Below are 25,107 nucleotides of genomic sequence, written 5' to 3' on the forward strand. Positions count from 1 at the left end.
GGGGGGGGGGTGTGTTTTGGGGGGGGGGGGGGGGGGGGGGGGGGGGGGGGGGGGGGGGGGGGGGGGGGGGGCCCCCCCCCCCCCCCACCACCGGTGGACGGCGCCGCTTACTTCACGTAGCCGTTCGGGTTGAGGACATACTTCGTGGCCGCGCCGGCGTCGAACTCGGCGTACCCGCGCGGGGCATCCTCGAGGGTGATCGCCTGGGCGTTGACCGCCTTCGCGATCTGCACCTTGTCGTGCAGGATCGCCATCATCAGCTGCCGGTTGTACTTCATCACCGGGCACTGCCCCGTGGTGAACGACAGCGACTTGGCCCAGCCGAGTCCCAGCCGCAGCGACAGGGCACCGATCTTCGCCGCGTCGTCGACCCCGCCCGGGTCACCGGTGACGTACAGCCCGGGGATGCCCATGGCGCCGCCGGCTGCCGTGACCGTCATCAGCGAGTTCAGCACCGTCGCCGGCCGTTCCTCGCCCGCGCTCTGGCCGTGGCCGCGCGCCTCGAAGCCGACCGCGTCCACGCCGGCGTCGACCTCGGGAACCCCGAGGATCTGCTCGATCTGGTCCTGCGGCTCACCCTTGCGGAGGTCGATCGTCTCGCAGCCGAAGCTGCGGGCCTGAGCCAGCCGCTCCTCATTGAGGTCGCCGACGATGACGACGGCGGCACCCAGCAGGTGGGCGGATGCCGCGGCGGCGAGGCCGACCGGGCCTGCCCCGGCCACATAGACCGTCGCCCCCGTCCCGACGCCCGCACTCACCGCTCCGTGGTAGCCGGTGGGGAAGATGTCAGAGAGCATGGTCAGGTCCATGATCTTCTCCAGCGCCTGGTCGCGGTCGGGGAACTTCAGCAGGTTCCAGTCCGCGTACGGCACAAGCACGTACTCGGCCTGCCCGCCGACCCAGCCGCCCATGTCGACGTAGCCGTAGGCGCTGCCGGGGCGGTCAGGGTTGACGTTGAGGCAGATCCCGGTCTTGCGCTCCTTGCAGTTCCGACACCGCCCGCAGGAGATGTTGAACGGCACCGAGACGATGTCCCCGACCTTGATGAACTCGACGTCGGGCCCGGCCTCGACCACCTCACCGGTGATCTCGTGCCCGAGGACGAGGTCCATCGGTGCGGTCGTGCGGCCGCGCACCATGTGCTGGTCCGAGCCGCAGATGTTGGTGGTGACCGTGCGGAGGATGACGCCGTGCGGCACCTTCCTGCCGACGTTCGCCGGGTTCACGCCCGGCCCGTCCTTCAGTTCGAAGCTCGGGTAGTCGATGTCGATGACCTCGACGTGACCCGGGCTCTTGTAGGCAACTGCTCTGTTCCCCGTCATGAAAGTGCCTTCCTAGTTCCTTGTCGGATTACCTCGAAACGCGACCGCAACGGCCGCGCGAGACTGCATGGATTCTCTAGTTGGTGCTCTACCACTCGACTACAAAGACCCTGAGAATTCAAGGTGATTCTCGAATCCGGATCTCATCCCCCGCATCTGCGCCTAGCGTTGGGGCATGGCCCTTTCCCCTCTCGTCGAGCCCGTCGCGCAGCTCAGCGCCGCCGAGTCCGCTCGCACCGCCCGCCAACGCCGTCTCCCCCAGTTGAACGAGCTCGGCCAGCGCCGCCTCGCCAACGCCCGGGTGCTCGTGCTCGGCGCCGGGGGTCTCGGCTCCCCCGCCCTGGTCTACCTGGCGGCCGCCGGGGTCGGCACCATCGGCATCGTCGACAGCGACGACGTGGAGCCCAGCAACCTGCAGCGGCAGATCGTGCACGGGACTCAAGACATCGGCCGGCCGAAGGTGGTCAGCGCGGCGGAGTCGATCGCGGCGATCGCGCCGGAGGCGACCGTGGTGCAGCACGCCGAACGGCTCACCGCCGACAACGCGGAGGCGATCATCGGCGGCTACGACGTGGTCATCGACGGCACCGACAACTTCCCGACCCGGTTCCTGGTCAACGACGTCTGCGCCGCGCTCGGACTGCCGCTGGTCTGGGCATCCGTGCTGCGCTTCGACGCCCAGTTGTCGGTGTTCTGGGCCACACCCCCGAAGGGCAGCGGCCTGGTCGGGGTGCACCTGCGCGACCTGTTCCCTCTACCGCCCGCCGACGGCGAGGTGCCCAACTGCGCCGAGGCCGGTGTGCTCGGCGCCCTCTGCGGGCAGGTCGGCTCGCTGATGGCCACCGAAGCGATCAAACTCATCGCCGGGATCGGCACCCCGCTGATCGGGCGCATTCTCGTGATCGACGCCCTGTCGGGCCGTTTCAGTGAGGTCCCGCTGGTCGGCACCGGCATCGCCGCCGCCGACCCCCGGCCGGCCCCGGCCACCCCGGAGGCGGTCCCGGACTGGCCGTTGCTCACCGCGACCGAGCTCGCGGCCCGCCTGGCCGGGCGGGACGCGGGGGGCGACCCGTTCCTCGTCGTCGACGTGCGGGAACCCGACGAGCATGCCGAGAGCGCGGTGCCCGGCGCCGTGCTGCTGCCCCTGGGCCGTCTCCTCACCGAGGAAGGCCGCGCGACCCTGCCGGCGGACGTGCCGCTCGTGCTGCACTGCCATCAGGGCTCGCGTGCGCAGACCGCGGCGACCGCCCTGCACCGGGCCGGATTCACCGGGCTGTCCCTGCTCTCGGGCGGGATCGTCGCCTGGGACGCCGCGGTGGCCGCCGGCGACGCGCCCGGCGAGGGCAGCAAGTGGGCCGCGGCCGACGCCCGCCCGGCCGGGAGCTGACGGTGCCCGACAAGGGGACAGCGCACAGCCACGAACGGAAGCTCGGCCACGGAAAAGCGCACGGACACGATGACCGCCACGCGGCGGATGCCTGCGCCGCCCCGGCCGACGCCGAGACCGTGGCCGAACACCTGGCCGCCGTGCTCGCGGTGGCCACCCCGCTGGCACCGGAACTGACCTCGCTCGACACGGCGCACGGCCTGGTGCTGGCCGAGGACGTCCGGAGCGCGACCGCAACACCCCCGTTCGACAACTCGGCCATGGACGGGTACGCCGTGCGCCGCGACGACCTGCTGGACGCCTCCGAAGACAACCCGGTCACCCTGCAGGTGATCGCCGACCTCGCCGCCGGCACGAGCGAGAACCCGGCCCTGGACCCGGGCCAGGCCGCCCGGATCATGACCGGCGCGCCGCTGCCCGACGGCGCGGACGCCGTGGTGCCGATCGAGGACACCGACCGGGGCGGCCTCTACTTCGCCACCGTGCTGCGCGCGCCCGAGCCGGCCGCGCACATCCGTCGCACTGGTGAGGACGCCCAGGCCGGCGATACCGTGCTCACCGCCGGTTCGGTGCTCTGGCCGACCCGGATCGCCGCCGCCGCCAGCGCCGGGCGATCCTCGATGCTCGCGCACCCGGCCCCGCGGGTCGCCGTGATCTCGACCGGCAGCGAGCTGGTCACCCCGGGTGATGTGCCCCGGCGCGGCCAGATCCCCGACTCGAACTCCTACCTCCTCGCCGCCGCCGTGGCCGAGGCCGGTGCCGTGCCGATCCGGATCGGGGCGGTGCCCGACGACGAGAACACGCTCCGTGACCTGCTGGCCACCCTCGCCGACACCGTCGACGCCATCGTGCTCTCCGGCGGGGTGAGTGTGGGAGCCTACGACGTGGTCAAGGCCGTGCTCGCGCCGCTGCCCACCATGACGTTCGGCCCGGTCAGGATGCAGCCGGGCAAGCCGCAGGGATTCGGCCGCTGGCCGGCCGGTGACGACGGAGCCCCCGGACCGGTCATCTTCGCACTTCCCGGCAACCCGGTGAGCGCCTACGTGTCGTTCGAGGTGTTCGTGCGGCCGGCCCTGCGCCGGCTGGCCGGCCACACCGAACTGCACCGGCCCACGATCACCGCCTCCGCCGCCACGGGCTGGAACTCGCCCCTGGGGCGCGCGCAGTACATGCCGGTGACCATCGAGCGCACGGGCGCGGACTCCCGGGTTCGCCCCGCGGCGGCCGGTGGCTCCGGTTCCCACCTCGTGGCCGGTCTCGGCCAGGCCACCGGGCTCGCCCTCGTTCCGGAGGATGTGACCCGGATTGACGAGGGTGACCTCCTGACTGTCATGCTGTTGCTGTGCCCACAACTCCCGTGACCCCGCAGCCCTTCACCCACCTCGATTCGGCCGGCCAGGCCCGGATGGTGGACGTCACCGACAAGCAGCCCACCGTGCGCAGCGCCACCGCGGCCGGGTTCGTGCGCTGCGGCCCGAAGGTGGTGGCCGCGCTCCGCGACGGCAGCACCCCGAAGGGTGACGTGCTCGCGGTCGCCCGGATCGCCGGCATCCAGGGTGCCAAGAAGTGCGCCGACCTGCTCCCCCTCGCCCACGTCATCGGCGTGCACGGTGCCGCCGTCGACCTCGTGATCGAGGACGAAGGTGTGCGGGTGACCGCCACCGTGCGCACCGCCGACCGTACCGGCGTGGAGATGGAGGCGCTGACCGCGGTCTCCATCGCGGCACTGGCCGTCGTCGACATGGTCAAGGGCCTGGACAAGTCGGTGCTGATCGAGAACGTGCGCCTGATCACCAAGACCGGCGGCAAGTCGGGCGACTGGCACCGCAGCGACGGCTGACCGTGCCGAGCCCCGCTTCGCAGCCCGAGAACGCCGCGCCGGCCGTCGACCTGATCGTGCTCGCCGGCGGCCGCGGCAGCCGGCTGGGCGGCGCGTTCAAGCCCGCCGTCGAGGTCGCCGGCCGCACCCTGCTGGCCCGGGTTCTGGACGCCCGCGGGCTCGCCCGCCGCGTCGTCGTCGTCGGGCCGGATGCCGCCCGCGACGCGGCGGGCCCGCAGCCGGCGCCACTGATCTGGGCGCTGGAGGACCCTCCCTTCGGCGGGCCGGTCGCCGGCATCGTCGCCGGGCTGGCCGCGCTCGAACGGGCCGAACCCGATCCGCACTCGGCCGGCAGCGCCTGGCTACTCGTGCTGGCCTGCGACCTGCCCTGGGCGGCGGATGCCGCACGATTGCTGGTCGCGGCGGTCACCGATCCGGCGTCCGGGGCGGCGCACCCCGACGGGTTCCACCTCGTCGACGCCGACGGCCGGGAACAGTGGCTCGCCGGGATCTACCGCGGTGAGGCACTCCGGGACAGCATGCGGCGGCTCGGGAGCGAAGCGCGGGGCGCGAGCATGCGGCAGCTGCTCTCCGGCTTCTCGCTGCGCGGCATCCGTGACCCCGGCCAGGCGGGGCGCGACGTGGACACGTGGCAGGATGTTCGGGAGAGCACCGCGCTCCTGAACCCGTCGCGGAGCAACCCACCGAGGAGTTTCATCCCATGAGCACGCAGGCACCCCTTCCGCCGGAAGCCCTCGACGACTGGCTGGCCGCCCTCGCCGCCGCCCTCGACCTCGACCCGGCCGACATCCCCGTCGGCCTGCTGCTCGACGTGGCCCGCGATGTGGCCCACGGTGTGGCCAGGCCGGCGGCGCCGCTGAGCACCTTCCTGGTCGGGCTCGCCGCCGCGCGGAACGGCGGCACGGCCGTGGACATCGAACGCGCCGCCGCCCTGGCGACCGGGCTGGCCCTGACCTGGGCCGACGACCACCCCCAGGACGGTCGCTGATGGCCACCGTGCGGTTCTTCGCCGGCGCCGCCGAGGCCGCTGCCAGCGACGGCGCCGCGATCGACGCCGGCACCATCGGCGAGCTGCGCAGCCTGCTCGGCACGCGGTTCGGTGCCGAGTTCACCCGCATCCTCGGGCTCTGCTCGCTCCTCGTGAACGGGACCCGGGCAACGGATGACGCGGTCACCCTCGCACCGACCGACACCATCGACGTGCTCCCGCCCTTCGCCGGCGGCTGACACTCCGGCGACGGACGCAAGTCGGCCGAGCGCAAAGTGCCGATTTTTCACGGTGTTCCCACGTTGTCGCGACGCGCGCGCACCGTCAGGGTGGTAGGTACGCGGGCCGTCGGCGCCCGACCGCACACCCAGGCCAAGGAAGCATATGTCAGCCGCCTCTTCCGCACTCGTCGCCTCGAAGCTCAACCCGGACCTGTCCAACTGGGATCCGGAGCACGAAGAAACCTGGGATTCCCGGCTCGCCTGGCGCACCCTCTGGATCACGACCTACGTCCTGACGCTGAGTTTCGCTGCCTGGTACCTGGTCAGTGCGATCGCTCCTCGCCTCAACGACATCGGCTATTCGCTGGCCCCCGGCCAGCTGTACTGGCTCGTCGCCCTGCCCGGCCTGGCCGGCGGCCTGCTCCGCCTGGTCTTCATGTTCCTCCCGCCGATCATGGGCACCCGCGCGCTGGTGGCCATGTCATCGGCGTTGTTGGTGCTCCCCATGCTCGGCTGGACCCTGGCTGCCAGGGACACGTCAACGCCGTACTGGGTGCTGCTCGCCCTCGCCTTCGCGGCCGGCATCGGCGGCGGCGCGTTCTCGGGGTTCATGGCCTCGACGAGTTACTTCTTCCCGAAGCGGCTGGCCGGCACGGCCCTCGGCCTGCAGGCCGGCCTCGGCAACTTCGGCATCGGCCTGATCCAGCTGCTGCTCCCCTGGGTGGTCGGTTTCGGGCTGCTCGGCACCGCCGCGCTCACCCCGCAGAGCAGCGGCAACGGCCAGCTGGTCTGGCTGCACAACGGCGGCCTCGTGCTGATCCCCTGGGCGCTGCTCGGCACCGCCCTGGCGATCGTCTACCTGCGCCGGGTGCCGGTGAAGGCGAACTTCCGCGAACAGATGGACATCTTCCGGATCAAGCACACCTGGATCATGACCGCCATCTACCTGATGAGCTTCGGCGCGTTCAGCGGGCTCGCCGCCCAGATGGGGCTGATCATCCTCAACGTCTACGGCGACTTCCCGGACGCCCCGAACCCGCTGGCCTTCGCCTTCATCGGCCCGGTCGTCGGCGCGCTCGTCCGCGCGGCGAGCGGCCCGGGCTGCGACCGGTGGGGCGGCGCGATCTTCACCTTCATCGGCGGAGCCGGAATGGTGGTCGGCACGGTCTTCACCGCGTTCTTCCTCAACCCCACCCGGGTGGAGGAGTTCTGGGGCTTCCTGACCGGGATGATCGTGATCTTCTTCTTCTCCGGGATGGCCAACGCCGGCACCTTCAAGCAGATGCCGATGATCTTCCCGAAACGCCAGGCCGGCGGCGCCATCGCCTGGACCTCCGCGATCGCCGCCTTCGGGCCGTTCATCGTGGGGATCTCGCTCACGGCCATCAGCCCGACCGCGTTCTTCATCGGCTGCGCCGTGTTCTGCGTCTTCTGCACCGGCCTCGCCTGGTACTACTACGCCCGCCCGGGAGCGCCCTTCCCCGGCTGACATACCACCCCCGCCAACAACGCCTCGCGGCCCCCGAGAAGTGGCGTGGGCCGGAAAGGCGGGGTCAGCCCTTGTTGCCCGAACCGGTGCCGACGCTGTCCGACCAGACGGCGGCGGCGCCGCTGTGGCCGATCCGGATGGCCTGGATCGTGGTTCCCGTGGAAGCGAGCAGCGCGGCCGCGATCAGGGCGACGGCGATCCAGCGGGGCGACCGGCTGTCCGTGCTTGCCGTGCTTGCCTTGCTTGCCTTGCGTTCCTGGTAGTTCCACCAGAGCAGCACGGCGGCGACGACGACGAGCCCGATCACCCAGGGCAGCAGACCCTCGGCGAGATCGGCGTGGGTCTCCACCAGCTTCGACTCCGCGACCCGCTCCTCGAGGCTCTCCCCCGACTCGGTGGACAGCGGAACGAGCACGACGGCCGCCAGCGCCAGGCCGAGCGGCAGGAACCGGGCCCACCGGCGGAATCGCGGCCACAGCGCGGTGAGGACGATCACGACAGCGGCGGTGGGCACGATGACCTCGGTCGCGTGCACGATCAGCGGATGCATCGGCAGGCCGAAAAATGTGTCGAACATGAGTCTCCTCGGGAGTTTCCGTGCCGACACCGTCCGGCGCCGCCCACGAAACTCATGCTAGGCAGCCTCGCCCCCGAGGTCCACAAAGGGCAGCCTGTGCTAACCGTGAACGGCCAGTTACCGGCGGGTGCCCTCGTGCTCCCGCCCGGTGCCCGGCAGCTCGCTCTTCTCCCAGCCGCGACGCGGTTTGCGGGAGCCCGATCCGCGGTGCTGATCCCGGGAGCGGTAGACGATGTAAGGCCGCACGAAGTACGCCAGCGGAGCGGAGAACACGTGCACCAGCCGGGTGAACGGCCAGAGCATGAACAGCAGGGTCGCGCTCAGCACATGCAATTGGAAGAAGAATGGCACGTCGCTCATCAACGAGGGATCCGGCTGTGCGGAGAGCAGCCCGCGCACCCACGGCGAGATCGTGCCGCGGTAGTCGTAGCCGGCGCCCAGCACCTGGAAGAGCACGGTCGCGGTCGTGCCGAACAGCAGCGCGGCCCCGAGCAGCAGGTACATGATCTTGTCCATCACCGTGGTGGCCAGCAGCACCCGGGAGTTCAGCCGGCGACGGTAGATCAGGATGCCCAGACCGGCCAGGGTCAGCACCGCCGCCACACTGCCGAGCCAGGTGGCGCCGATGTGGTAAATGTGTTCGGTGACGCCGACGAACTCTAGCCATTCCTTCGGCACGAGCAGGCCGACGACGTGCCCGCCGAGCACCATCAGGATGCCGTAGTGGAACATCGGCGACCCCCAGCGGAGCAACCGGTTCTCATAGGTCTGGCTCGACCGCGAGGTCCAGCCGAACTGGTCGTGCCGGTACCGGAGGATGTGGCCGACGACGAAGACCGCCATGGCCGCATACGGGAACGCCACCCAGAGCAGGAAGTCGATCGGATTCATACCCTGAGTTCCTCACTGGCGACGCCGGATGGCGAGAACGGTTTGAGATTGCCGAGGAACGTCATGCCGACCGTCTCGGTCGGCGGCCCCTCGTTGACGAGGTTGAGATAGCGCTGGCGGGTCTCCTCGTCGATCGCCGGGAGTGACAGGGACACCGCCTCCACGACGTGCGCGTACAGGCTCGGCACGGCCTCGAGGGCACAGCGGAGCACCTCGATGCCGTCCCGGTGCGCGGCGAGCAGTTCCTGCGCGATCGGCGAGTCGCTGAGCGCGGAGAACTCGAGCACCATCGGCAGGTAGTCGGGCAGCTCGTCCGCCGCGACCTCCCAGCCGGCAGCGCGGTAGGCCTCGACGAAACGCACCAGCGCCATGCCCCGTCGCCGGGTGTCTCCGGCGGCGTAATAACTGAGGTACGGGCAGCACTTGCGCTTGAGGTCGAAGGTGGCGGTGAAGTGGATCTCCAGCTCCTGCTGGGTCATCGCATCCGCCGCGGTGAGGAACGCCTCGAAGGCCTGCCGGAGCGGGCCGGGCAGCAGAGCCACCGATGCGGCGACGGCAGCGAAACGCGCCCTGCGCTCCTGCGTGGGGTAGTCGAGCAGAATGGATGCCGCCATGTGCGCCATCCGGCCGTCTTCGGCGGACAGCGGGATCGCCGCCACCGTGCGCCTGGGGAGTTTCGGGAGTCTCATGCGGGGCTCCCGGAAGCCTTGGGCGGGAACATGCCGTCGGGCACGCCTCCCCCTGTCCAGTTGAGCAGGTTGACCCGGCCGGGCGTGGTCGGCTTCGTGCGTTCGCCGCCCTTTCCCACCATCTCGTTGTAGTTGTCCACGGTCCCGTTCAGGGGCATGCCGGGGGTCTTCCCGTACGGTCCAGCCGCCGTGGCGGCGGTGGGACCGCCCATGCCGGGGCCGCCGTCGGTGTCGAGCGAGCAGGCGAGTTCTTCCAGTTCCCGCGCCGTTTCGACGTGCGCCTTGGGGATGACGTAACGGTCCTCATACTTGGCGATGGCCAGCAGACGGTACATCGCCTCGATCTCGGTGCCGGTCATGCCGACCGCCTCCGGGATCGACTCGTCGCGGTCACGGCCGAGGTTGATGTCGCGCATGTACGAGCGCATCGCGGCGAGCTTGCGCAGCGAGGACTCGACGGGCACGACGTCGCCGGCGGAGAACAAGCCGGCCAGGTACTCGACCGGAATCCGGAGCTTGTCGATGGCGGCGAAGAGGGTGCGCGCATCCTCCCCGTCGTTGTTCGTGGTCGAGATCACGTCGACCACCGGGGACAGCGGCGGGATGTACCAGACCATGGGCATGGTGCGGTATTCCGGATGCAGCGGAAGGGCCACCTTGTACTCGGAGATGAGCTTGTAGATCGGGCTGTTCTGGGCCGCGAGGATCCAGTCGTCCTCCATCCCCTCGGCCTTCGCCGCGGCGATGACCTCCGGGTCGAACGGATCGAGGAACACTCCGCGCTGAGCCTCCAGCAGATCCTGGTCGTTCTCGATGCTGGCCGCCGCGAGGACCGCGTCGGCGTCGTAGAGCATGAGGCCGAGGTAGCGCAGCCGGCCGACGCAGGTCTCGGAGCAGATGGTGGGTTTGCCCTGCTCGATCAACGGGTAGCAGAGCGTGCACTTCTCGGCCTTGCCGGTCTTGTGGTTGAAGTAGACCTTCTTGTACGGGCAGGCCGAGACGCACATGCGCCAGCCACGGCAGCCGTCCTCGTCGACGAGCACGATGCCGTCCTCCTCGCGCTTGTACATGGCGCCGGACGGGCAGGCCGCGACGCAGGCGGGGTTGAGGCAGTGCTCGCAGATTCGCGGCAGGTAGAACATGAAGGTGTTCTCGAACTCCATCTTCACGTGCTCGCTCATGGTGGCGAGGATGGGGTCGTCGGCCGCGGTCTCCTGCGAGCCACCCAGGTTGTCGTCCCAGTTGCCGGACCACTTGATGTCCATGTTCTTGCCGGTGAGCAGGGACTTGGGCCGGGCCACCGGGCTCTGGGTGCTCAGCGGAGCCTTGGTGAGCATGTCGTAGTCGTAGGTCCACGGCTCGTAGTAGTCGTCGATCACGGGCAGGTCCGGGTTGTTGAAGATGGTGGCCAGCCGCTTGAGCCGGCCGCCGGAGCGCAGTTTCAGCCGGCCGCGCTTGTTGCGGATCCAGCCACCCTTCCACTTCTCCTGGTCTTCGTAGCGGCGAGGGTAGCCGACGCCCGGTTTGGTCTCCACGTTGTTGAACCAGACGTATTCCACGCCGGTGCGGTTGGTCCAGACCTGCTTGCAGGTCACCGAACAGGTGTGGCAGCCGATGCACTTGTCGAGATTCATGATCATCGACATTTGAGCCATTACGCGCATTTAGTACTCAACCTCCTGGCTGCGTCGACGGATCACGGTGACCTCGTCGCGTTGATTCCCGGTCGGGCCGAGGTAGTTGAAGGCGAAGGACAGCTGGGCGTAGCCGCCGATCAGGTGGCTGGGCTTGAGCAGGATGCGGGTGAGCGAGTTGTTCGTGCCGCCGCGCATGCCGCTGGTCTCCGCGATGGGCACGTTGATCGTGCGATCCTTCGCGTGATACATGTACACGGTGCCCTCCGGCATCCGGTGCGAGACGATGGCCCGGGCGACGACGACACCGTTGCGGTTGTAGGACTCGATCCACTCGTTGTCGCGCACGCCGATCTTGTCGGCGTCGAGCGGGGACATCCAGATGGTGGGGCCGCCGCGGGAGAGCGAGAGCATCATCAGGTTGTCCTGGTACTCGGAGTGGATCGACCACTTCGAGTGCGGGGTGAGGTAGCGCACGGCGACCTCGGCGCGGCCCTTCGATCCGGTCGCCCCCGTCGCCGCGGTCGAGCCGACGATCGAATCGTCGAACAGGCGGTGCATGTCCAGCGGCGGCCGGTAGATCGGCAGGGTCTCCCCCAGCTCGATCATCCAGTCGTGGTCGAGGTAGAAGTGTTGCCGCCCGGTGAGGGTGTGCCACGGCTTGAGATGCTCCACGTTGATCGTGAACGCGCTGTAACGTCGGCCACCGTGCTCGCTGCCCGACCACTCCGGCGAGGTGAGCACCGGGACCGGGGCACCCTGCACGTCGGGGTAGGAGAACCGGCGGCCCTCGTTGTCGCTGGCCAGGTGCGCCAGCTTCATCCCGGTGCGTTCCTCCATCTGCCGGAAGCCCTGGGTTCCGAGGCGACCGTTGGTCGTGCCGGAGAGGGCGAGCACCATCTCGCAGGCCTGGATGGCGGTCTTCAGTTGTGGCCGGCCAGCGGCGGGGCCGCTCTCCACGAGCCCGTTCTTCTTGCCGAGATAGGCGACCTCGACGTCGGGATTGAATTTGACGCCCTTGGTGACCATGCCGAGCTTCTCGGTGAGCGGGCCCAGGGCGCCGAGCCTGGCCGCGAACGCCGGGTAGTCGCGTTCGACGACGACGAGCTTGGGCATGGTGACGCCGGGCACCAGGACCTGGTCGTATTCGACGATGCCGTGCGGGGCGCTCATCGCGTCCGGGGTGTCGTGCAGCAGCGGAACGGCGACGAGGTCCTTCCGCACGCCGAGGTGCTCGACCGACAGCTCGGAGATCTTCTCGGCCAGGATGTGGAAGATGTCGAAGTCGGTCTTGGACTGCCACGGCGGGGTGATCGCCGGGTTGAACGAGTGGATGAACGGATGCATGTCCGTGGTCGAGAGGTCGTTCTTCTCGTACCAGGTGGCCGGCGGCAGCACCACGTCGCTGAAAATGGTGGTCGAGGTCATTCGGAAGTCGCTGGTGACCATCAGGTCGAGCTTGCCTTCCGGGGCGGTCTCGTGCCATTTCATGGTCTTCGGCCGCTTCTCGGGCGGGGATTCCGGTGCGCGCACGGCGCTATCGGTGCCGAGCAGGTGCTTGAGGAAGTATTCGTTGCCCTTGCCGGAGGAACCGATCACGTTGGCCCGCCAGACCACCAGCACCCGAGGGAAGTTCTCGGGGGCGTCCGGGTCCTCCACGGCGTATTCGAGGGTGCCGTCGCCGAGGGACTCGACGACGTACTGGGCAGGGTCGACGCCCGCGGCGACCGCGTCGTCGACGAGGTCGAGCGAGTTGCGATTGAAGGTGGGGTAGCCGGGCATCCAGCCGCGCTTGGTCGATTCGACCAGGCAGTCCGCCGTGGTGCGGTTCTTGAATGAACCGACTCCGAGGGGGCTGGACAGGGTGTCGGCGGAGAGTCCGTCGTAGCGCCACTGGTCGGTGGCGAGGTAGAAGAAGCCGGTGCCGATCATCTGGCGGGGCGGGCGCACCCAGTCGAGCCCGAAGGCGTACTGTCCGTAGCCGGTGAGCGGGCGCACCTTTTCCTGGCCGACGTAGTGGGCCCAGCCGCCGCCGTTGACGCCCTGGCACCCGGTCATGGTGGTGAGGGCGAGGAAAGCACGGTAGATGGTGTCGGAGTGGAACCAGTGGTTGGTGCCGGCGCCCATCAGGATCATCGACCGGCCGCCGGAATCCTCGGCGTTCTGGGCGAACTCCCGGCCGATCCGTTCGGCGGCCTGCATCGGCACGGAGGTGATGGCTTCCTGCCAGGCCGGGGTGCCCGGCGAGGACGCGTCGTCGTAGCCGGTCGGCCACTGGCCCGGCAGGCCGGGACGCCCGACGCCGTACTGCGCGAGCAGCAGGTCGAAGACGGTGGTGACCAGTTGGCCGGCGACGAGGCGCACGGGCACGCCGCGACGGATGATGCCGGCCCCGCCGGCGTGCTGCTCGCCGATCTCGTCGGTCTCCGGCGCGACATCGAACCGGGGCATGTCGATGGCGACGGATGCCTGGTCGTAGTCGGGGGCATCCGCGATCGACAGGAGGGGGTCGACCCCCTCGAGATCGAGGTTCCATTTGCCGACGTCGGCCTCGGAGAACCGGTGACCGATCGAGCCGTTGGGCACGACGACCTGGCCGTCCTGGTCGAGAAGCACGGGCTTGAACGCGGCACTGGAGACGTTGGCGGCCAGGCCGGGAAGGGCATCCGCGGTCACGAACTTGCCGGGGACGTACGCGTCGCCGCGCTTGGTCAGGCTGATCAGATACGCGGAGTCGCTGTAGCGCTTCATGTAGTCGACGAAGCGGGGGGTGCGGCGGTCGACCAGGAACTCGGTGAGTACGACGTGACCCATCGCCAGCGCGAGTGCACCATCGGTTCCGGGGTGCACGGCCAGCCACTCGTCGGCGAACTTGGAGTTGTCCGCGTAGTCGGGTGAGACCGTGATGACCTTCTGGCCCCGGTAGCGCGCCTCGACCATGAAGTGCGCGTCGGGGGTGCGGGTGACCGGCACGTTGGAGCCCCACATGATCAGGTAGGACGAGTTCCACCAGTCGGCGGATTCCGGCACGTCGGTCTGGTCGCCGAAGACCTGCGGGGAGGCGACCGGCAGGTCGGCGTACCAGTCGTAGAACGAGAGCATGGTGCCGCCGAGCATGGAGATGAATCGGTTGCCCACCCCCTGTGACACGATCGACATGGCGGGAATGGGCGAGAAGCCGGCGATGCGGTCGGGGCCGTACTTCTTGATGGTGTGCACGTGGGCGGCGGCGACGATCTCGGCCGCCTCGTCCCAGCTGGCGCGGACCAGGCCGCCCTTGCCGCGGGCGCTCTTGTAGGCGCGGGCGCTCTCCGGGTCGCCGGTGACCTCGGCCCAGGCCAGCACGGGGTCGCCGGTCTTCGCCTTGGCGGCGCGGTAGAGGTCGAGCAGCACCCCACGCACGTACGGGTACTTCACCCGGGTGGGCGAGTAGGTGTACCAGCTGAACGCGGCGCCGCGGGGACAACCGCGGGGCTCATATTCGGGTGAGTCGGGGCCGACGGAGGGGTAGTCCGTCTGCTGCGTCTCCCAGGTGATGATGCCGTCCTTGACGTAGACCTTCCAGGAGCAGGAGCCGGTGCAATTCACACCGTGGGTGGACCGCACCTCCTTGTCGTGGGTCCAGCGGTCACGGTAGAACGAGTCGGCGTCGCGGCCGCCCTCGAGGAAGACGGAGCGCAGGTCGGGCGAGGTCTCGCCGCGGCGGAGGAAGCGCCCGAGCTTCAGGATCGTGTCGTCGATCGGGCCGTCGATGCCCGGTTTGGTCGGCCTGGCCGGCTTCGAGAAAGCGGAATCCTTGAGCGATTTCACTGCGTACCCCTTGCACTGCCCGGGGTCGCCACGGCCGACAACCACCCTCGCGGTCCACTCTCACTGGCCCGAAAAAGGTCTACAAGCCGGAAACACCGTGATAAATGATTGCCAGATCCGGGTCGGAATCGTCGACCGGCTCCTCTTCGGACCGGTGCAGGTCGAGGGTGCAGGTGTTCGGCGCGACGAGGGGATGCAGGGCATCCGCGCTCAGCGGACCCCGGGTCACCTCGAGCAGTCCCTTCAACAGTCCGAAATGCACCCGGCAGACCTCGGGATGCAGCCTGACCATGTCGATGTACGGGCATTCGTGCAGGTGTACGTGCTCACCGTCGACATCGAGCTGCGCGTCGAAGCCGGATCCGTCGAGGTGGTCGTCGAGGGCGTCCAGCTGCCGTTGCAGGGGCGAGTGGATGATGGCCTCGACCCGCAGCATCCGGCGTACCTGGTCGCCGCGGAGTTCGGCGGCTTCGGCCTTCTGCGCCCGCACGGGGTCGTCGCCGGCGGCCCGGCCGGCTGAGACGCTGTAGAGCATCCTGGGACGCCCCTTGCAGTCCTTGCTCTCGGGGGTGCAGGTGACGAAACCGTCGCCGATCAAACGGTGCAGGTGCTCCCGGGTTGTGTTGTGGTGCAGCCCGCTGGCCTCGGCCAGGTCACCGACCGTCATGGTTCCGCGCTGCTGCAGGAAGAACAGCAGTTGGATCCTGCTGAACGAGGCGAGCGTGCGGTAGCTCGACGCGGGGTGAGTCGACGTCATGGGGCAATCATCTCCTTTTCCGATGGTGAACCGCTACCTGTCGGGGCGGACTCAGGCGCGGCGACCGCCATCACCGGGCGCAGCAGCCGCATCGCGTTCACGATGACGATCAGCACGGATGCCTCGTGCACGAGCATGCCCACGGCCATGGTCACGCCGCCGAACAGCACCCCGGCCAGCAGCAGTGCCACGGCGACCAGGGCGATAGCCACGTTCTGGTGCATGGTGCGCACCGTGCGCCTTGCCAGTGCGATCGCCTCCGGGAGGCTGGCAAGGTTGTCACCCATCAGGGCGATGTCGGCGGTCTCGATCGCAACGAACGATCCGGCCGCGCCCATGGCGATGCCGACGTCGGCGACGGCCAGCGCCGGGGCGTCATTGACGCCGTCGCCGACCATGGCCACGACGTGGCCGGATCGACGGAGCGCCCTGACGATGTCGACCTTGTCTTCGGGCAACAGTGACGACCTGATCAGGTCGATCCCGACCGATGCGCCGACGGCCTGAGCCACGAGCGGACCGTCGCCGGTGAGCATGAGGACCCGGGGAACCCCGGCCGCGCGCAGCGCCGTCACCAGGCCCGCGGCGTCGGGACGCACCTCGTCGGCCACGGCAAGCACTCCGGCGACGACGCGGTCGAGCACGACGATCAGGGGTGTGCGCCCGCGGGCGGCGAGGTCGGCGGCGACCTCCGTCGCCGCATCCGCCCCGCCGATCGACTGGGCGCGGAGCAGGGCCGGGTTGCCGATCAGCACGGTGCGGCCGGCAACCGTGGCGGTGATGCCCTGCCCAGGCACCGAGGTGATCGCCTCCGGCAGCGGCGCCGCCGGAGCTCCCGCCACGCCCTCCTGCGCCGCGGCGAGCATGATGGCGCCGGCCAGCGGATGTTCGGAGCCGGCCTCGGCCCGCGCGGCCCAACCGAGCAGCTGTGCACGGGTCAGGGACGGATCCAGCACCACGACGTCCGTCAGTCGGGGGCGGCCCCTGGTGAGGGTACCGGTCTTGTCGACCGCGACGACGGTGACCTTCGCGGCGGTCTCGAGGAACTCTCCGCCCTTGATCAGGATCCCGGATTGGGCCGCGCGGCCGATTCCGGCGACGACAGCGACGGGGATCGAGATGACCAGTGCCCCCGGGCAGCCGATCACGAGCAGGGTGAGCGCCAGGAGAACGTCCCCGGTCAGCAGCCAGACCACGACGGCCGACGCCAGGATGCCGGGGGTGTACCAGGCCGAGAACCGGTCCATGAAGACCTGCGTCGGGGCGGTCGCGTCCTGCGCTTCTTCGACCCGGTGCACGATCCGGGCCAGGGTGGTTTCCGCGCCGACCTCGGTCGCCAGCACGTGCAGGAATCCGCCGGTCGAGGTCGTGCCGGCGAAGACACGGTCGCCGGCCGTCTTCTCGACCGGGATCGACTCGCCCGTGATCGAGGCCTCGTCGAGGGTGCCGGCACCCTGCTGCACGGTGCCGTCGACGGGAACCCGCGCCCCGTTCTTGACCAGGACGATCTCCCCTGCCAGGACTGTCGAGGCGGGGACCTCGAGCTGCGCGCCGTTCCGGGAGACGAGGGCGACGTCAGGGGCCAGCGCCACGAGGGCGGTCAGGGCGGAGCGGGTGCGAGTGAGGGTGGCCGTTTCCAGGGCATGCCCGATCGAGAAGAGGAAGGTCACGGCGGCGGCCTCCCAGTATTCGCCGAGCACGATCGCGCCGACAGCGGCCACCGTGACGAGCAGATCGATTCCGATCACCCGGGCGAGCAGCGCACGTCCGGCGGCTCGGACGATCGGGAAGCCGGCGGCGACGGACGCCGCGGTCATCGCCGTGTCGGCGAGGAGCGAAGGCACCGGAAGGGAGCCGAGCAGCCAGGCCGCCCCGATGAGCGCGCCTGAGACGATCGGCACCGCCCAGCGCCCTCGGGCAAGGCGGCGCAGAGTGTTCACGATGGGCATGTCATTCCCCGGTCGGCGATCAGAACGCGGCCAGATGCGCGGTGTAGCCGGCCTTCGAGACGGCGGCGAGCAGGGCATCCGTGCTCACGACGGCCGGATCGTGGTCGATCTCGATCCGGGCGGAGGAGAAGAAGACGGTGACGCCGGTGACCCCGGCGAGGCGGCCGATCTGCTTCTCGATCTTGGCGACGCAGGACGGGCAGGAGAAACCTTTGGCGCGCAGGATCGTGTGGGTGGAGGCGGAGGTGAGGGGGCTGGTTGTTGTCATGACCACAACGCTACGAACGCGGGTCGACGACGACCATGACGGCGGTCACTTTGCCGCAACCAGGCCGGGCCGGTCGAGCACGGCGGTCCAGCGGCGACCCGAATCGATCAGCCCGTCACGGCGTAGTCCGCTCATGGACCGGGACACCGACTCGGCGCTCGTGCCGGTCATGGCGGCCAGGTCGGCCCTGGTCAGGGGCAGCTGGATCAGGGTTGTTCCGGCCGGCTCGCCCGGCACGCCGAATTTGTCGGCGAGGCGCAGCAGGGTGCTCGCCACCCGGGTGATGACCGTGACCGAGGCCTGCTCGGCCTCCATCGACCTGGCCCGGTGAAGCCGGTCGGTCACGTCATCGAGCACGCGCAGGGCCACCGGCGGGTGCGCGAGCAGCAGCTCCCGGAAAGCGCGGACTTCGAGGCGCAGCGCACAGGTGGTGACCAGCGCCACTGCCGTCTCGGCATAGTGGCCGGCATCCAGCGCGGTCAGTCCGCCGAGCACGTCGCCCGGCCCGAGGAAGTCGAGGCTCGTGGCCTGCCCGGCCAAGGTCGAACGGAACGCCTTCGCCTGGCCGGCCGCGAGCACGAACACATGAGTGGACGGTTCGCCCGCGGTGAACAGCGCGTCGCCGGGAGCCCAGGAGAGGGACAGCATCCGCTCGGCCAGGACGGCCAGCTCGGCGGCCGACAGGTCCTGGAAGATCGGGATCTGGCCCAGGATGGCGAGCCGCATGGCGGAGGGGCACGGATGCGGCTGCGAGCAGGTGCTGCGCAGCGGGACCGTGCGCCGGGCCGCGGTCACGACTTCGCCGCCGGGGTGGTGAGGTGGGCGAGGCACACGCCGGGCCGCGCGAACGGTTCCAGGATCACGCCGACGCCGGGCGCGTGCAGGCGTTCGAGGGCTCCCTCCATGAGACCGCGGTGCACCGAACACACGATGTCGGGGTGGTCCCTGGCCACATCGAGGAACGGGCAGCGGTGGAGTTCGATCACGACGTGCGAACCTGCGTTGACGTCGGCCTCCGGCGCCGGTCGCTGCTCACCGACCTTCGGCGAGAAGCCGACCTCGCCGAGAATCTCGACGATGCGCCGGGTCGACGCGCCCGCATCGAGGGGCAACGGTGCCGCCGGGGCAAGCCTGCTACCCCAGCGACGCCCCGCGGCCACCGCGGCTTCGACCCCCGACGGAGCGCTCCCCGCCAGGCCACCCGCGAGGATGCCGGCCAACAGACGGTAAGAGTCCTCGGGGGCATCGTCTACCGGCGCCGTCGCGCTGTAGAGCAGCCGGGGCCGTCCGGGTCTCACGCGCGCCTCGGCGGCCTCCTGCACGAGCCCGACCGCCACCAGCCGGTCGAGGTGGGATCGCACCGTGTTGGGGTGCAGCCCCACCTGACCGGCGATGGCCGTAGCGTCCAGCGGCTCGGTACCGGCCCGCACGACCTCGAGGACGGCCACCCGGCTGATCCCGGACAGCACGGCGTGGGTGCGCGGATCGATCGCTTCTGTCGGCATGGAATTAGTTTTCCCTATAAGTATGGTAAAAACAAATGAGGGCGGGATTCCGCCCCTGGCGCCGACCTGTCAGGAGACCCCGACGCGCCAGACACCACCCATTTCTCCTCCGCACACCAACGCCGACCTCTTCCGGCCGGCCCAGAGCAGAGGACATCCGTGACCGTGTCACCAGCAAAACGCCCGATCCGGCTCATGCACCACGACGCCGGCGAACGCCCCTTCATCGTCATCTGGGAGGTCACCCGCGCCTGCCAGCTCGTCTGCACGCACTGCCGGGCCGACGCCATCCGCAGCCGGAACCCGTTCGAATTGAGCACCGAGCAGGGCTGCAGACTGCTCGACGACCTGGCCTCGTTCGGCACTCCGCGGCCGCTGGTCGTGCTGACCGGCGGCGACCCATTCGAACGGCCCGACCTGCCCGAGCTGGTCGCCCACGGCGCGTCCCTCGGCCTGAGCATGGCCCTCTCCCCCTCGGTCACTCCGCGCCTCACCCGGGAGGTGCTGGTCGAACTCCACGACGCCGGTGCCAAGGCGGTCTCGCTCTCGCTCGACGGCGCATCCGCCGCCACCCACGATGCGTTCCGGGGCGTCAACGGAGTCTTCGACGACACCATGGTCGCGGCCAGGATGGTGCGGGACGTGGGCTACCGACTGCAGATCAACACGACCGTGACCCGCGACACCGTGCATGAGTTGCCGGGCATCCTGAAGACTGTGCTCGAGCTGGGCACCACCCTCTGGAGCGTTTTCTTCCTCGTGCCCACGGGCCGCGGCAAACTCCTGAACGCCCTGACCGCGGACGAGGAGGAGGAAGTGCTGCATTGGCTGCACGACGTCTCCGACCTGGTCGCGATCAAGACGACTGAGGCGCCGCACTACCGGCGCATCGCCCTGCAGCGTGCCGGCGTGGTCGACCTCGACTCGGCGTTCCCGGTCGGTCCGCTGCGCGCCGCCCTGCGGGAGGCCACGGCGCGTCTGCTCACCGGCGATGAGCCCCGGCGACGGATGCCCCGGCCCCCGATCGACGTCAACTCCGGTCGTGGGTTCGCCTTCGTCGACCATGTCGGGCTCGTCTATCCGAGCGGGTTCCTGCCCGTCTCCGTCGGCTCCGTGCACGAGCGGCCCTTCCCGGAGATCTATCGGGAGGCGCAGCTACTCCAGGAGCTGCGCACTCCCGATCTATTCGGCGGCCGGTGCGGTCACTGCGAATTCCGCACCGTGTGCGGCGGCTCCCGGTCGCACGCCTATGCGGTCACCGGGGACCCCCTCGCCGAGGACCCCAGCTGCGGCTATCAGCCCGCCACGGGGCGCACCCCAGCCCTGGCCGCCCCGGCTGCCTGAGCCGGACCGTCGGCCTGACGACACGACATCGGCCACACGACGAAGCGCCCGGCCGGGTACCCGGCCGGGCGCTTCGTCGTTCACGCATCCTGGTGGACGTCGTGGACGCTCACTGACGCGGCAGATCACTCCAGGTGGTGGTTGCCCTTCACCCAGCGCAGGGCGCCGATGATGCCGATGCAGACGCCCACTCCCCCGACCATCATTCCGAGGAAGAGCCAGACGAACAACGGTTCGAGGCCGCCGATGAGTTGGTCGGCGTCGACGATGGTGCCGCCCAGGAAGCCGGCGATGGGGCCGAAGATGCCCACGAAGGCGCCGATGAGCATCCAGCGGATGCAGCGGGAGCGGTCTGCAGGCGCAGCGGCCGCGGTCTCCCTGCGCGGGACGTTCCGTGCCGAGGTGTCAGTCATGGGTCTTCACATCCGCTTTCTGGTTGGTGGCGTTCTGGTCGAGCCACTGCGGGACCTTGTTCAGGAACGGGCCGATGATGTCCATCGGCAACGGGAAGACCACGGTCGAGTTGTGGTCGGCACCGAGTTCGAGCAGGGTCTGCAGGTAGCGGAGCTGGAGCGAGGCCGGGTTGCGGCTGAGGATCTCCGCCGCCTGGCCGAGTTCCTCCGATGCCTGCAGCTCCCCGTGAGCGTTGATGATCTTGGCTCGGCGCTCGCGTTCGGCCTCGGCCTCCCGCGCCATGGCCCGCTGCATGGCCTGGGGGATCTCGACGTCCTTGATCTCGACGACCTTGACCTGCACCCCCCAGGGTTCGGTCTGGGCGTTGATGCTGCGGGCGAGGTCCTCGTTCAGGTCGGCCCGGTGCGCCAGGAGCGTGTCCAGGTCGGCGCGGCCTACCACGGAGCGCAGAGTGGTCTGCGACATCTGCGAGGTGGCGACGGCATGGTTCTCGACCGTCATCACCGACCGGACCGGATCGGTGACCTGGAAGAGCACCACCGCGTTGACCCTTGCCGGCACGTTGTCCTTGGTGATGACGTCCTGCGGCGGGATCGTCAGCGTGACGATCCGGAGGTCGACCCGCACCATCTTGTCGATGCCGGGGAAGATCATCTGCACACCGGGTTCCAGCACCGGCCGAAGACGACCGAAACGGAAGGTGACGCCGCGTTCGTACTCCTGCAGGATCTTGAAGGATGCGAGCAGCCAGACGGCCACGAGCACCACGAGGATGACGAGCCCGATCAGCCAGGCCGTCATGGGTTGACCCGTCTGGTCCAGCCGTCGCCGGGTGACGTGCCGCCCGGGTCTGCTTCCTTCTCGAGTTCGGCCCATCGGGCCGAGAATGAGGCGCGCACGGTGTTTCCTTTCGTCGTGCCTGGGTCGGAATCGACTTCCGGCGCCGGCCGGGAGCTCGCATAGGGTTCGATCCGCACTGGCCGGGGTCCGGTCTTCCGGATGCTGCCGTAGCCGCCCTGCCGGGCGAGTTCGGCCGCCGCCGTGACCGCCCGGGCCGCGACGCTCTCGTCGAGGCCCTCGGACTTGAGATGGTCGGGGAATCTTGCCGGGGCGCGGCGCAGGTGGGACCAGAGCGGCCAGCTTCCCGCTGCGATTGCCGCCGATGCCGATCCGAGCACCGCGAGTTCCAGGAGGCTTCGCCCCTGGAGCATGACGGCCAGTGGCCACACGAACCCGAGCACCACCACGGCGCAGGCGATGCCGCGGTGGAAACGCTCCGCTTCCGAACTGGGCCAGGAGTCGATGTTGCGCACGACCTCCCGGCCGGAGTGGCCCGTGGTGCAGTTGTGCTTCACCGGGCACGGGTTGCAGACCGTGGGCGACGCGCGGTAGCGGGTCACCCGGTTGTCGGGGTCGAAAGAGATCGGCCACAGCCACTGGTCCTCCGAACACGTCCAGGCGTCGTGGTCTTCGTGGTAGCTGAACCCGCCGGAGCGCGCGTTGCTCGTGCTGGTCGCCGTGCGCCGGGCGAGGACGTCCAGCACGTGCGCGACGAGCAGCAGAAAGCCGCCATAGGCCAGCGCGAACCAGACCTCAGGATCGATCGGTCGCATCATGCGCCCCCGATCCTGCCGGTCCCGTCACCCTCGTCTGCGGCGCGCGGCCGGTAGCCCGTCCCGTAGCCGGCATCCGGTGCCGGGTCCTCGGCGCCGAATGCCGGTACCGGCTGCGCCTCGACGAACAGTGCCTCCATGGGCACGTCCTGGGTCGTTCCCTTGATCCGGTAGCGCACACCGAGCCACGCGATCCAGACGAACGGGACCACGCCGCCGAAGATGAAGACCAGGTCTCCGGGCATCCGCAGCCACTCGAGTACGGTGTTGCCGGGCCCGGTGATGAAGTTCATGCTGCGGGCCTCGAAATAGCCGTCGCTGACGGAGTGCCACAGTTGCAGCACGCCGAGCGGCAGGAGGGTCGCGAAGGTCATCCAGGCCAGCCCAATGTTGAGCGACCAGAACGAGATCTTCGCCAGCCTGTCCGGCCACCGGTCGGCGGGAATCAGATAGCGCAGGGCGAACAGCGACAGGCCGACCCCCATCATCCCGTAGACGCCCATCATGGAGGCGTGGGCGTGGTTGGCCGTGAGCGCCGTGCCGATCTCGTAGTAGGAAACGATCGGCAGGTTGATCAGGAAGCCGAACACGCCGGCGCCGAGGAAGTTCCAGAAGCCGACGGCCACCAGGAACATGACCGACCACCGGTGCGGGAACGGAGCAGAGCTGCGCGACTGCTGCCGCGCCCCCAGCTGGAGGAAGCTCCAGGCCTCCACGGTCAGGAAGGTCAGCGGGATGACCTCCAGCGCGGAGAAGAACGCGCCGAGCGCCATGTGCTCGACCGGCGTGCCCGAGAAGTACAGGTGGTGCATGGTGCCGAGGATTCCACCGGCCGAATACAAGATCACGTCGAGCAGGATGATCTGCATCGCGATCTTGCGGTGCACCACACCGAGCATGACGAAGATGTAGGCCACCATCACGGTGGTGAACAGTTCGAGGAAGTCCTCCACCCAGAGGTGCACGACCCAGAAGCGCCAGAACTCGGCGACGCTCAAGGTGACCTCGGTGCCGGCGAGCATGCCGACGGCGTAGAACGCCGGGATGGCGAGACCGGAGTAGAAGAACAGCCACGGCAGGTTGAAGCGGTGTTCGCTCTTCAGTCGGGCGCGGATGCCCCGGTAGATGATCGCGATCCAGAGGAAGAGTCCCACGGTGAGCAGACCCTGCCAGAACTTCGGCAGGTCGATGTACTCCCACTGCATGCCCCAGAACGGCGAGTCCTTGCCGGCCTGGAATCCGAAGATGCTCAGGGCCTCACCGGTCAGTGACCCGGCCACGACGAGAGCCAGGGCGCCGAGCAGCGCATAGGCGAGCCAGTGCTGCCGCTTCGGTTCGTGGCCCGAGATGTACGGGGCCAGGAAGATGCCGGCGGCGAGGAAGGAGGCGGCGGTCCAGAGCAGCGAGAGCTGGACGTGCCAGGTGCGGGCGAGGTTGATCGGCAGCAGCTGGGCCAGGTCCAGCCCGAAGAAGCCTTCCAGGTCGACCCGGTAGTGCTCGACGGCGGCGCCGAGGAACGCCTGCGCGAGGAACATCAGCGCGACCACGAGGAAGAACCAGGCGGTCGCAGACTGGGCCGGCGTCACCTTGACCGTCCCGGGCTGGCGGAATGAGAGCGGCGGGGTTTCCTCGCCGTGCTGCCAGCCCATTCTCTTGCTCCAGCGCCCATAGAGGGCGAAGAGCGCGCCGAGGGCGACCATCAGGGAGATCAGGGACAGCCCGCTCCAGACGATGATGTCGGCCGTCGGGCCGTTGTCGACGAGGGGCTCGGCGGGCCAGTTGTTGGTGTAGGAGTAGTCGTGCCCCGGCCGGTCAGCGGAGGCACCCCAGGAGGTCCACGCGATGAACGCGGTCAGGTTGTGGATGTCCGCGGGGTCGGTGATCACGCTCGGCAGCAGGCCGTTCTTCGTGGTCGGGGTGCCGAAGAAGTCCGCGTAGTGCTGCTGCACGGAGTCGAACGCCTTGACCTGCAGGTCGGTGAAGACCAGGTTTCCCGTCGCAGGGTCGTAGCGGTTTGTGCGCATCATCTCGACGAGCGCTCCGTGCGGGTCCTGGATGCCGGATTCGGTGAGGGCGTCCAGCACGAAGGTTGCGGAGCGTCGCAGGTAGTCGGCGGTGTAGTCGGGCCCGAGATAGCCGCCGTGCCCGACGATGGAGCCGTATTCCTGGAGGCCGCGTGCCACGAACGTCTGCTGGCCGGCAGTGATCTCGGCGCCGCTGAAGAGGACCGCGCCCTGCTCGTCGACGACCTGCTTCGGCTGGGGCATCGAATCGGTATAGGTCATCGCCGCCAGGAACCCCATCACGGCGAAACCGAAGATCATCACCAGGGCGACGCCCTGCAACCACCCCTTGGAAACCATCAACTCCGAACGCAGGTTCTGTGCACTGGATTTCAATCGGACCACG

The 25,107-nt window shown here is 69.3% G+C and carries 23 protein-coding genes; 8 read left to right on the forward strand and 15 right to left on the reverse strand.

The window, feature by feature from the left end:
* Positions 1-107: 107 nt before the first annotated feature.
* On the reverse strand, positions 108-1,322 hold the full coding sequence (gene fdhA, locus IWX89_RS16555; RefSeq protein ID WP_196904638.1) for a formaldehyde dehydrogenase, glutathione-independent: 1,215 nt from the start codon (positions 1,320-1,322) through the stop codon (positions 108-110).
* A 175-nt stretch (positions 1,323-1,497) separates the two neighbouring features.
* Between fdhA and IWX89_RS16560 the strand changes: the two genes are divergently transcribed.
* From IWX89_RS16560 to IWX89_RS16590, 7 genes are all read left to right on the forward strand, one after another.
* Positions 1,498-2,709 (forward strand): ThiF family adenylyltransferase, encoded by a 1,212-nt coding sequence (locus IWX89_RS16560; RefSeq protein WP_196904639.1) that lies wholly within the window; start codon positions 1,498-1,500, stop codon positions 2,707-2,709.
* A 2-nt stretch (positions 2,710-2,711) separates the two neighbouring features.
* On the forward strand, positions 2,712-4,070 hold the full coding sequence (gene glp / locus IWX89_RS16565; RefSeq protein WP_307836602.1) for a gephyrin-like molybdotransferase Glp: 1,359 nt from the start codon (positions 2,712-2,714) through the stop codon (positions 4,068-4,070).
* Positions 4,052-4,549: a cyclic pyranopterin monophosphate synthase MoaC gene (moaC, locus tag IWX89_RS16570; RefSeq protein WP_307836603.1), complete on the forward strand. Its 498-nt coding sequence runs from the start codon at positions 4,052-4,054 to the stop codon at positions 4,547-4,549. The genes glp and moaC overlap by 19 nt, the downstream gene beginning before the upstream one ends.
* A gap of 2 nt (positions 4,550-4,551) precedes the next feature.
* Positions 4,552-5,253, forward strand: coding sequence for a molybdenum cofactor guanylyltransferase (locus IWX89_RS16575; protein WP_196904640.1), 702 nt, complete (start codon positions 4,552-4,554; stop codon positions 5,251-5,253).
* Positions 5,250-5,537 (forward strand): DUF6457 domain-containing protein, encoded by a 288-nt coding sequence (locus IWX89_RS16580; protein ID WP_196904641.1) that lies wholly within the window; start codon positions 5,250-5,252, stop codon positions 5,535-5,537. The genes IWX89_RS16575 and IWX89_RS16580 overlap by 4 nt, the downstream gene beginning before the upstream one ends.
* Complete coding sequence (locus tag IWX89_RS16585; protein ID WP_196904642.1) at positions 5,537-5,776, forward strand: MoaD/ThiS family protein; 240 nt, start codon at positions 5,537-5,539, stop codon at positions 5,774-5,776. The genes IWX89_RS16580 and IWX89_RS16585 overlap by 1 nt, the downstream gene beginning before the upstream one ends.
* Before the next feature lie 145 nt (positions 5,777-5,921).
* Positions 5,922-7,247 (forward strand): MFS transporter, encoded by a 1,326-nt coding sequence (locus IWX89_RS16590; protein WP_196904643.1) that lies wholly within the window; start codon positions 5,922-5,924, stop codon positions 7,245-7,247.
* A 64-nt stretch (positions 7,248-7,311) separates the two neighbouring features.
* On the opposite strand, the gene IWX89_RS16595 is transcribed toward IWX89_RS16590, so the two are convergent.
* The 10 genes from IWX89_RS16595 to IWX89_RS16640 form a co-directional block, all read right to left on the reverse strand.
* The gene (locus IWX89_RS16595; protein ID WP_196904644.1) at positions 7,312-7,824 is read right to left on the reverse strand and encodes a DUF2231 domain-containing protein; all 513 of its coding nucleotides are present in this window, start codon (positions 7,822-7,824) and stop codon (positions 7,312-7,314) included.
* Positions 7,825-7,941: 117 nt separating this feature from the next.
* A complete protein-coding gene (gene narI / locus IWX89_RS16600) occupies positions 7,942-8,715 on the reverse strand; it encodes a respiratory nitrate reductase subunit gamma (RefSeq protein WP_196904645.1) in 774 nt (257 codons plus the stop codon).
* On the reverse strand, positions 8,712-9,404 hold the full coding sequence (gene narJ / locus IWX89_RS16605) for a nitrate reductase molybdenum cofactor assembly chaperone (RefSeq protein ID WP_196904646.1): 693 nt from the start codon (positions 9,402-9,404) through the stop codon (positions 8,712-8,714). Before narJ ends, narI begins: the two co-directional genes overlap by 4 nt.
* On the reverse strand, positions 9,401-11,068 hold the full coding sequence (gene narH / locus IWX89_RS16610; RefSeq protein ID WP_196904647.1) for a nitrate reductase subunit beta: 1,668 nt from the start codon (positions 11,066-11,068) through the stop codon (positions 9,401-9,403). Before narH ends, narJ begins: the two co-directional genes overlap by 4 nt.
* Positions 11,069-14,848: a nitrate reductase subunit alpha gene (locus tag IWX89_RS16615; RefSeq protein ID WP_374220535.1), complete on the reverse strand. Its 3,780-nt coding sequence runs from the start codon at positions 14,846-14,848 to the stop codon at positions 11,069-11,071.
* Between the two features lie 79 nt (positions 14,849-14,927).
* On the reverse strand, positions 14,928-15,605 hold the full coding sequence (locus IWX89_RS16620) for a metalloregulator ArsR/SmtB family transcription factor (protein ID WP_196904648.1): 678 nt from the start codon (positions 15,603-15,605) through the stop codon (positions 14,928-14,930).
* Positions 15,602-17,545: a cation-translocating P-type ATPase gene (locus IWX89_RS16625; protein ID WP_196904671.1), complete on the reverse strand. Its 1,944-nt coding sequence runs from the start codon at positions 17,543-17,545 to the stop codon at positions 15,602-15,604. Before IWX89_RS16625 ends, IWX89_RS16620 begins: the two co-directional genes overlap by 4 nt.
* A 28-nt stretch (positions 17,546-17,573) precedes the next feature.
* Entirely contained in the window at positions 17,574-17,822 is a 249-nt protein-coding gene (locus tag IWX89_RS16630; protein ID WP_196904649.1) for a heavy-metal-associated domain-containing protein, read from the reverse strand.
* A 45-nt stretch (positions 17,823-17,867) separates the two neighbouring features.
* Complete coding sequence (locus IWX89_RS16635) at positions 17,868-18,617, reverse strand: Crp/Fnr family transcriptional regulator (protein ID WP_307836604.1); 750 nt, start codon at positions 18,615-18,617, stop codon at positions 17,868-17,870.
* Positions 18,614-19,327 carry a metalloregulator ArsR/SmtB family transcription factor gene (locus IWX89_RS16640; protein ID WP_196904650.1) on the reverse strand — a complete coding sequence of 238 codons (714 nt, stop codon included), beginning with the start codon at positions 19,325-19,327 and terminating at the stop codon, positions 18,614-18,616. The genes IWX89_RS16635 and IWX89_RS16640 overlap by 4 nt, the downstream gene beginning before the upstream one ends.
* Positions 19,328-19,492: 165 nt before the next feature.
* Here IWX89_RS16640 and IWX89_RS16645 point away from each other — a divergent pair, with 165 nt between their 5' ends.
* Complete coding sequence (locus IWX89_RS16645) at positions 19,493-20,671, forward strand: TIGR04053 family radical SAM/SPASM domain-containing protein (protein ID WP_307836605.1); 1,179 nt, start codon at positions 19,493-19,495, stop codon at positions 20,669-20,671.
* 125 nt (positions 20,672-20,796) lie between these two features.
* On the opposite strand, the gene IWX89_RS16650 is transcribed toward IWX89_RS16645, so the two are convergent.
* From IWX89_RS16650 to IWX89_RS16665, 4 genes are read right to left on the reverse strand one after another with little or no spacing between them, the layout of a single operon-like run.
* The gene (locus IWX89_RS16650; protein ID WP_196904651.1) at positions 20,797-21,084 is read right to left on the reverse strand and encodes a hypothetical protein; all 288 of its coding nucleotides are present in this window, start codon (positions 21,082-21,084) and stop codon (positions 20,797-20,799) included.
* Entirely contained in the window at positions 21,077-21,886 is an 810-nt protein-coding gene (locus tag IWX89_RS16655) for a slipin family protein (protein WP_196904652.1), read from the reverse strand. Before IWX89_RS16655 ends, IWX89_RS16650 begins: the two co-directional genes overlap by 8 nt.
* The gene (locus IWX89_RS16660) at positions 21,883-22,701 is read right to left on the reverse strand and encodes a hypothetical protein (RefSeq protein ID WP_196904653.1); all 819 of its coding nucleotides are present in this window, start codon (positions 22,699-22,701) and stop codon (positions 21,883-21,885) included. The genes IWX89_RS16655 and IWX89_RS16660 overlap by 4 nt, the downstream gene beginning before the upstream one ends.
* Entirely contained in the window at positions 22,698-25,106 is a 2,409-nt protein-coding gene (locus tag IWX89_RS16665; RefSeq protein ID WP_307836606.1) for a cbb3-type cytochrome c oxidase subunit I, read from the reverse strand. Before IWX89_RS16665 ends, IWX89_RS16660 begins: the two co-directional genes overlap by 4 nt.
* Position 25,107: the final 1 nt, after the last annotated feature.

This window comes from Cryobacterium sp. MP_M3 (genome assembly GCF_015752155.1).
Taxonomy (GTDB): Bacteria; Actinomycetota; Actinomycetes; order Actinomycetales; family Microbacteriaceae; genus Cryobacterium.

What these genes read in the sequence shown, in the direction of transcription:
- IWX89_RS16650 (WP_196904651.1), bottom strand. Translation starts at nt 21,084, where the DNA reads ATGACTGACACCTCGGCACGGAACGTCCCGCGCAGGGAGACCGCGGCC.
- fdhA (WP_196904638.1), bottom strand. Translation starts at nt 1,322, where the DNA reads ATGACGGGGAACAGAGCAGTTGCCTACAAGAGCCCGGGTCACGTCGAG.
- IWX89_RS16590 (WP_196904643.1), top strand. Translation starts at nt 5,922, where the DNA reads ATGTCAGCCGCCTCTTCCGCACTCGTCGCCTCGAAGCTCAACCCGGAC.
- IWX89_RS16595 (WP_196904644.1), bottom strand. Translation starts at nt 7,824, where the DNA reads ATGTTCGACACATTTTTCGGCCTGCCGATGCATCCGCTGATCGTGCAC.
- IWX89_RS16660 (WP_196904653.1), bottom strand. Translation starts at nt 22,701, where the DNA reads ATGATGCGACCGATCGATCCTGAGGTCTGGTTCGCGCTGGCCTATGGC.
- IWX89_RS16560 (WP_196904639.1), top strand. Translation starts at nt 1,498, where the DNA reads ATGGCCCTTTCCCCTCTCGTCGAGCCCGTCGCGCAGCTCAGCGCCGCC.
- narH (WP_196904647.1), bottom strand. Translation starts at nt 11,068, where the DNA reads ATGCGCGTAATGGCTCAAATGTCGATGATCATGAATCTCGACAAGTGC.
- IWX89_RS16655 (WP_196904652.1), bottom strand. Translation starts at nt 21,886, where the DNA reads ATGACGGCCTGGCTGATCGGGCTCGTCATCCTCGTGGTGCTCGTGGCC.
- narJ (WP_196904646.1), bottom strand. Translation starts at nt 9,404, where the DNA reads ATGAGACTCCCGAAACTCCCCAGGCGCACGGTGGCGGCGATCCCGCTG.
- IWX89_RS16585 (WP_196904642.1), top strand. Translation starts at nt 5,537, where the DNA reads ATGGCCACCGTGCGGTTCTTCGCCGGCGCCGCCGAGGCCGCTGCCAGC.
- IWX89_RS16630 (WP_196904649.1), bottom strand. Translation starts at nt 17,822, where the DNA reads ATGACAACAACCAGCCCCCTCACCTCCGCCTCCACCCACACGATCCTG.
- IWX89_RS16640 (WP_196904650.1), bottom strand. Translation starts at nt 19,327, where the DNA reads ATGCCGACAGAAGCGATCGATCCGCGCACCCACGCCGTGCTGTCCGGG.
- IWX89_RS16620 (WP_196904648.1), bottom strand. Translation starts at nt 15,605, where the DNA reads ATGACGTCGACTCACCCCGCGTCGAGCTACCGCACGCTCGCCTCGTTC.
- narI (WP_196904645.1), bottom strand. Translation starts at nt 8,715, where the DNA reads ATGAATCCGATCGACTTCCTGCTCTGGGTGGCGTTCCCGTATGCGGCC.
- IWX89_RS16580 (WP_196904641.1), top strand. Translation starts at nt 5,250, where the DNA reads ATGAGCACGCAGGCACCCCTTCCGCCGGAAGCCCTCGACGACTGGCTG.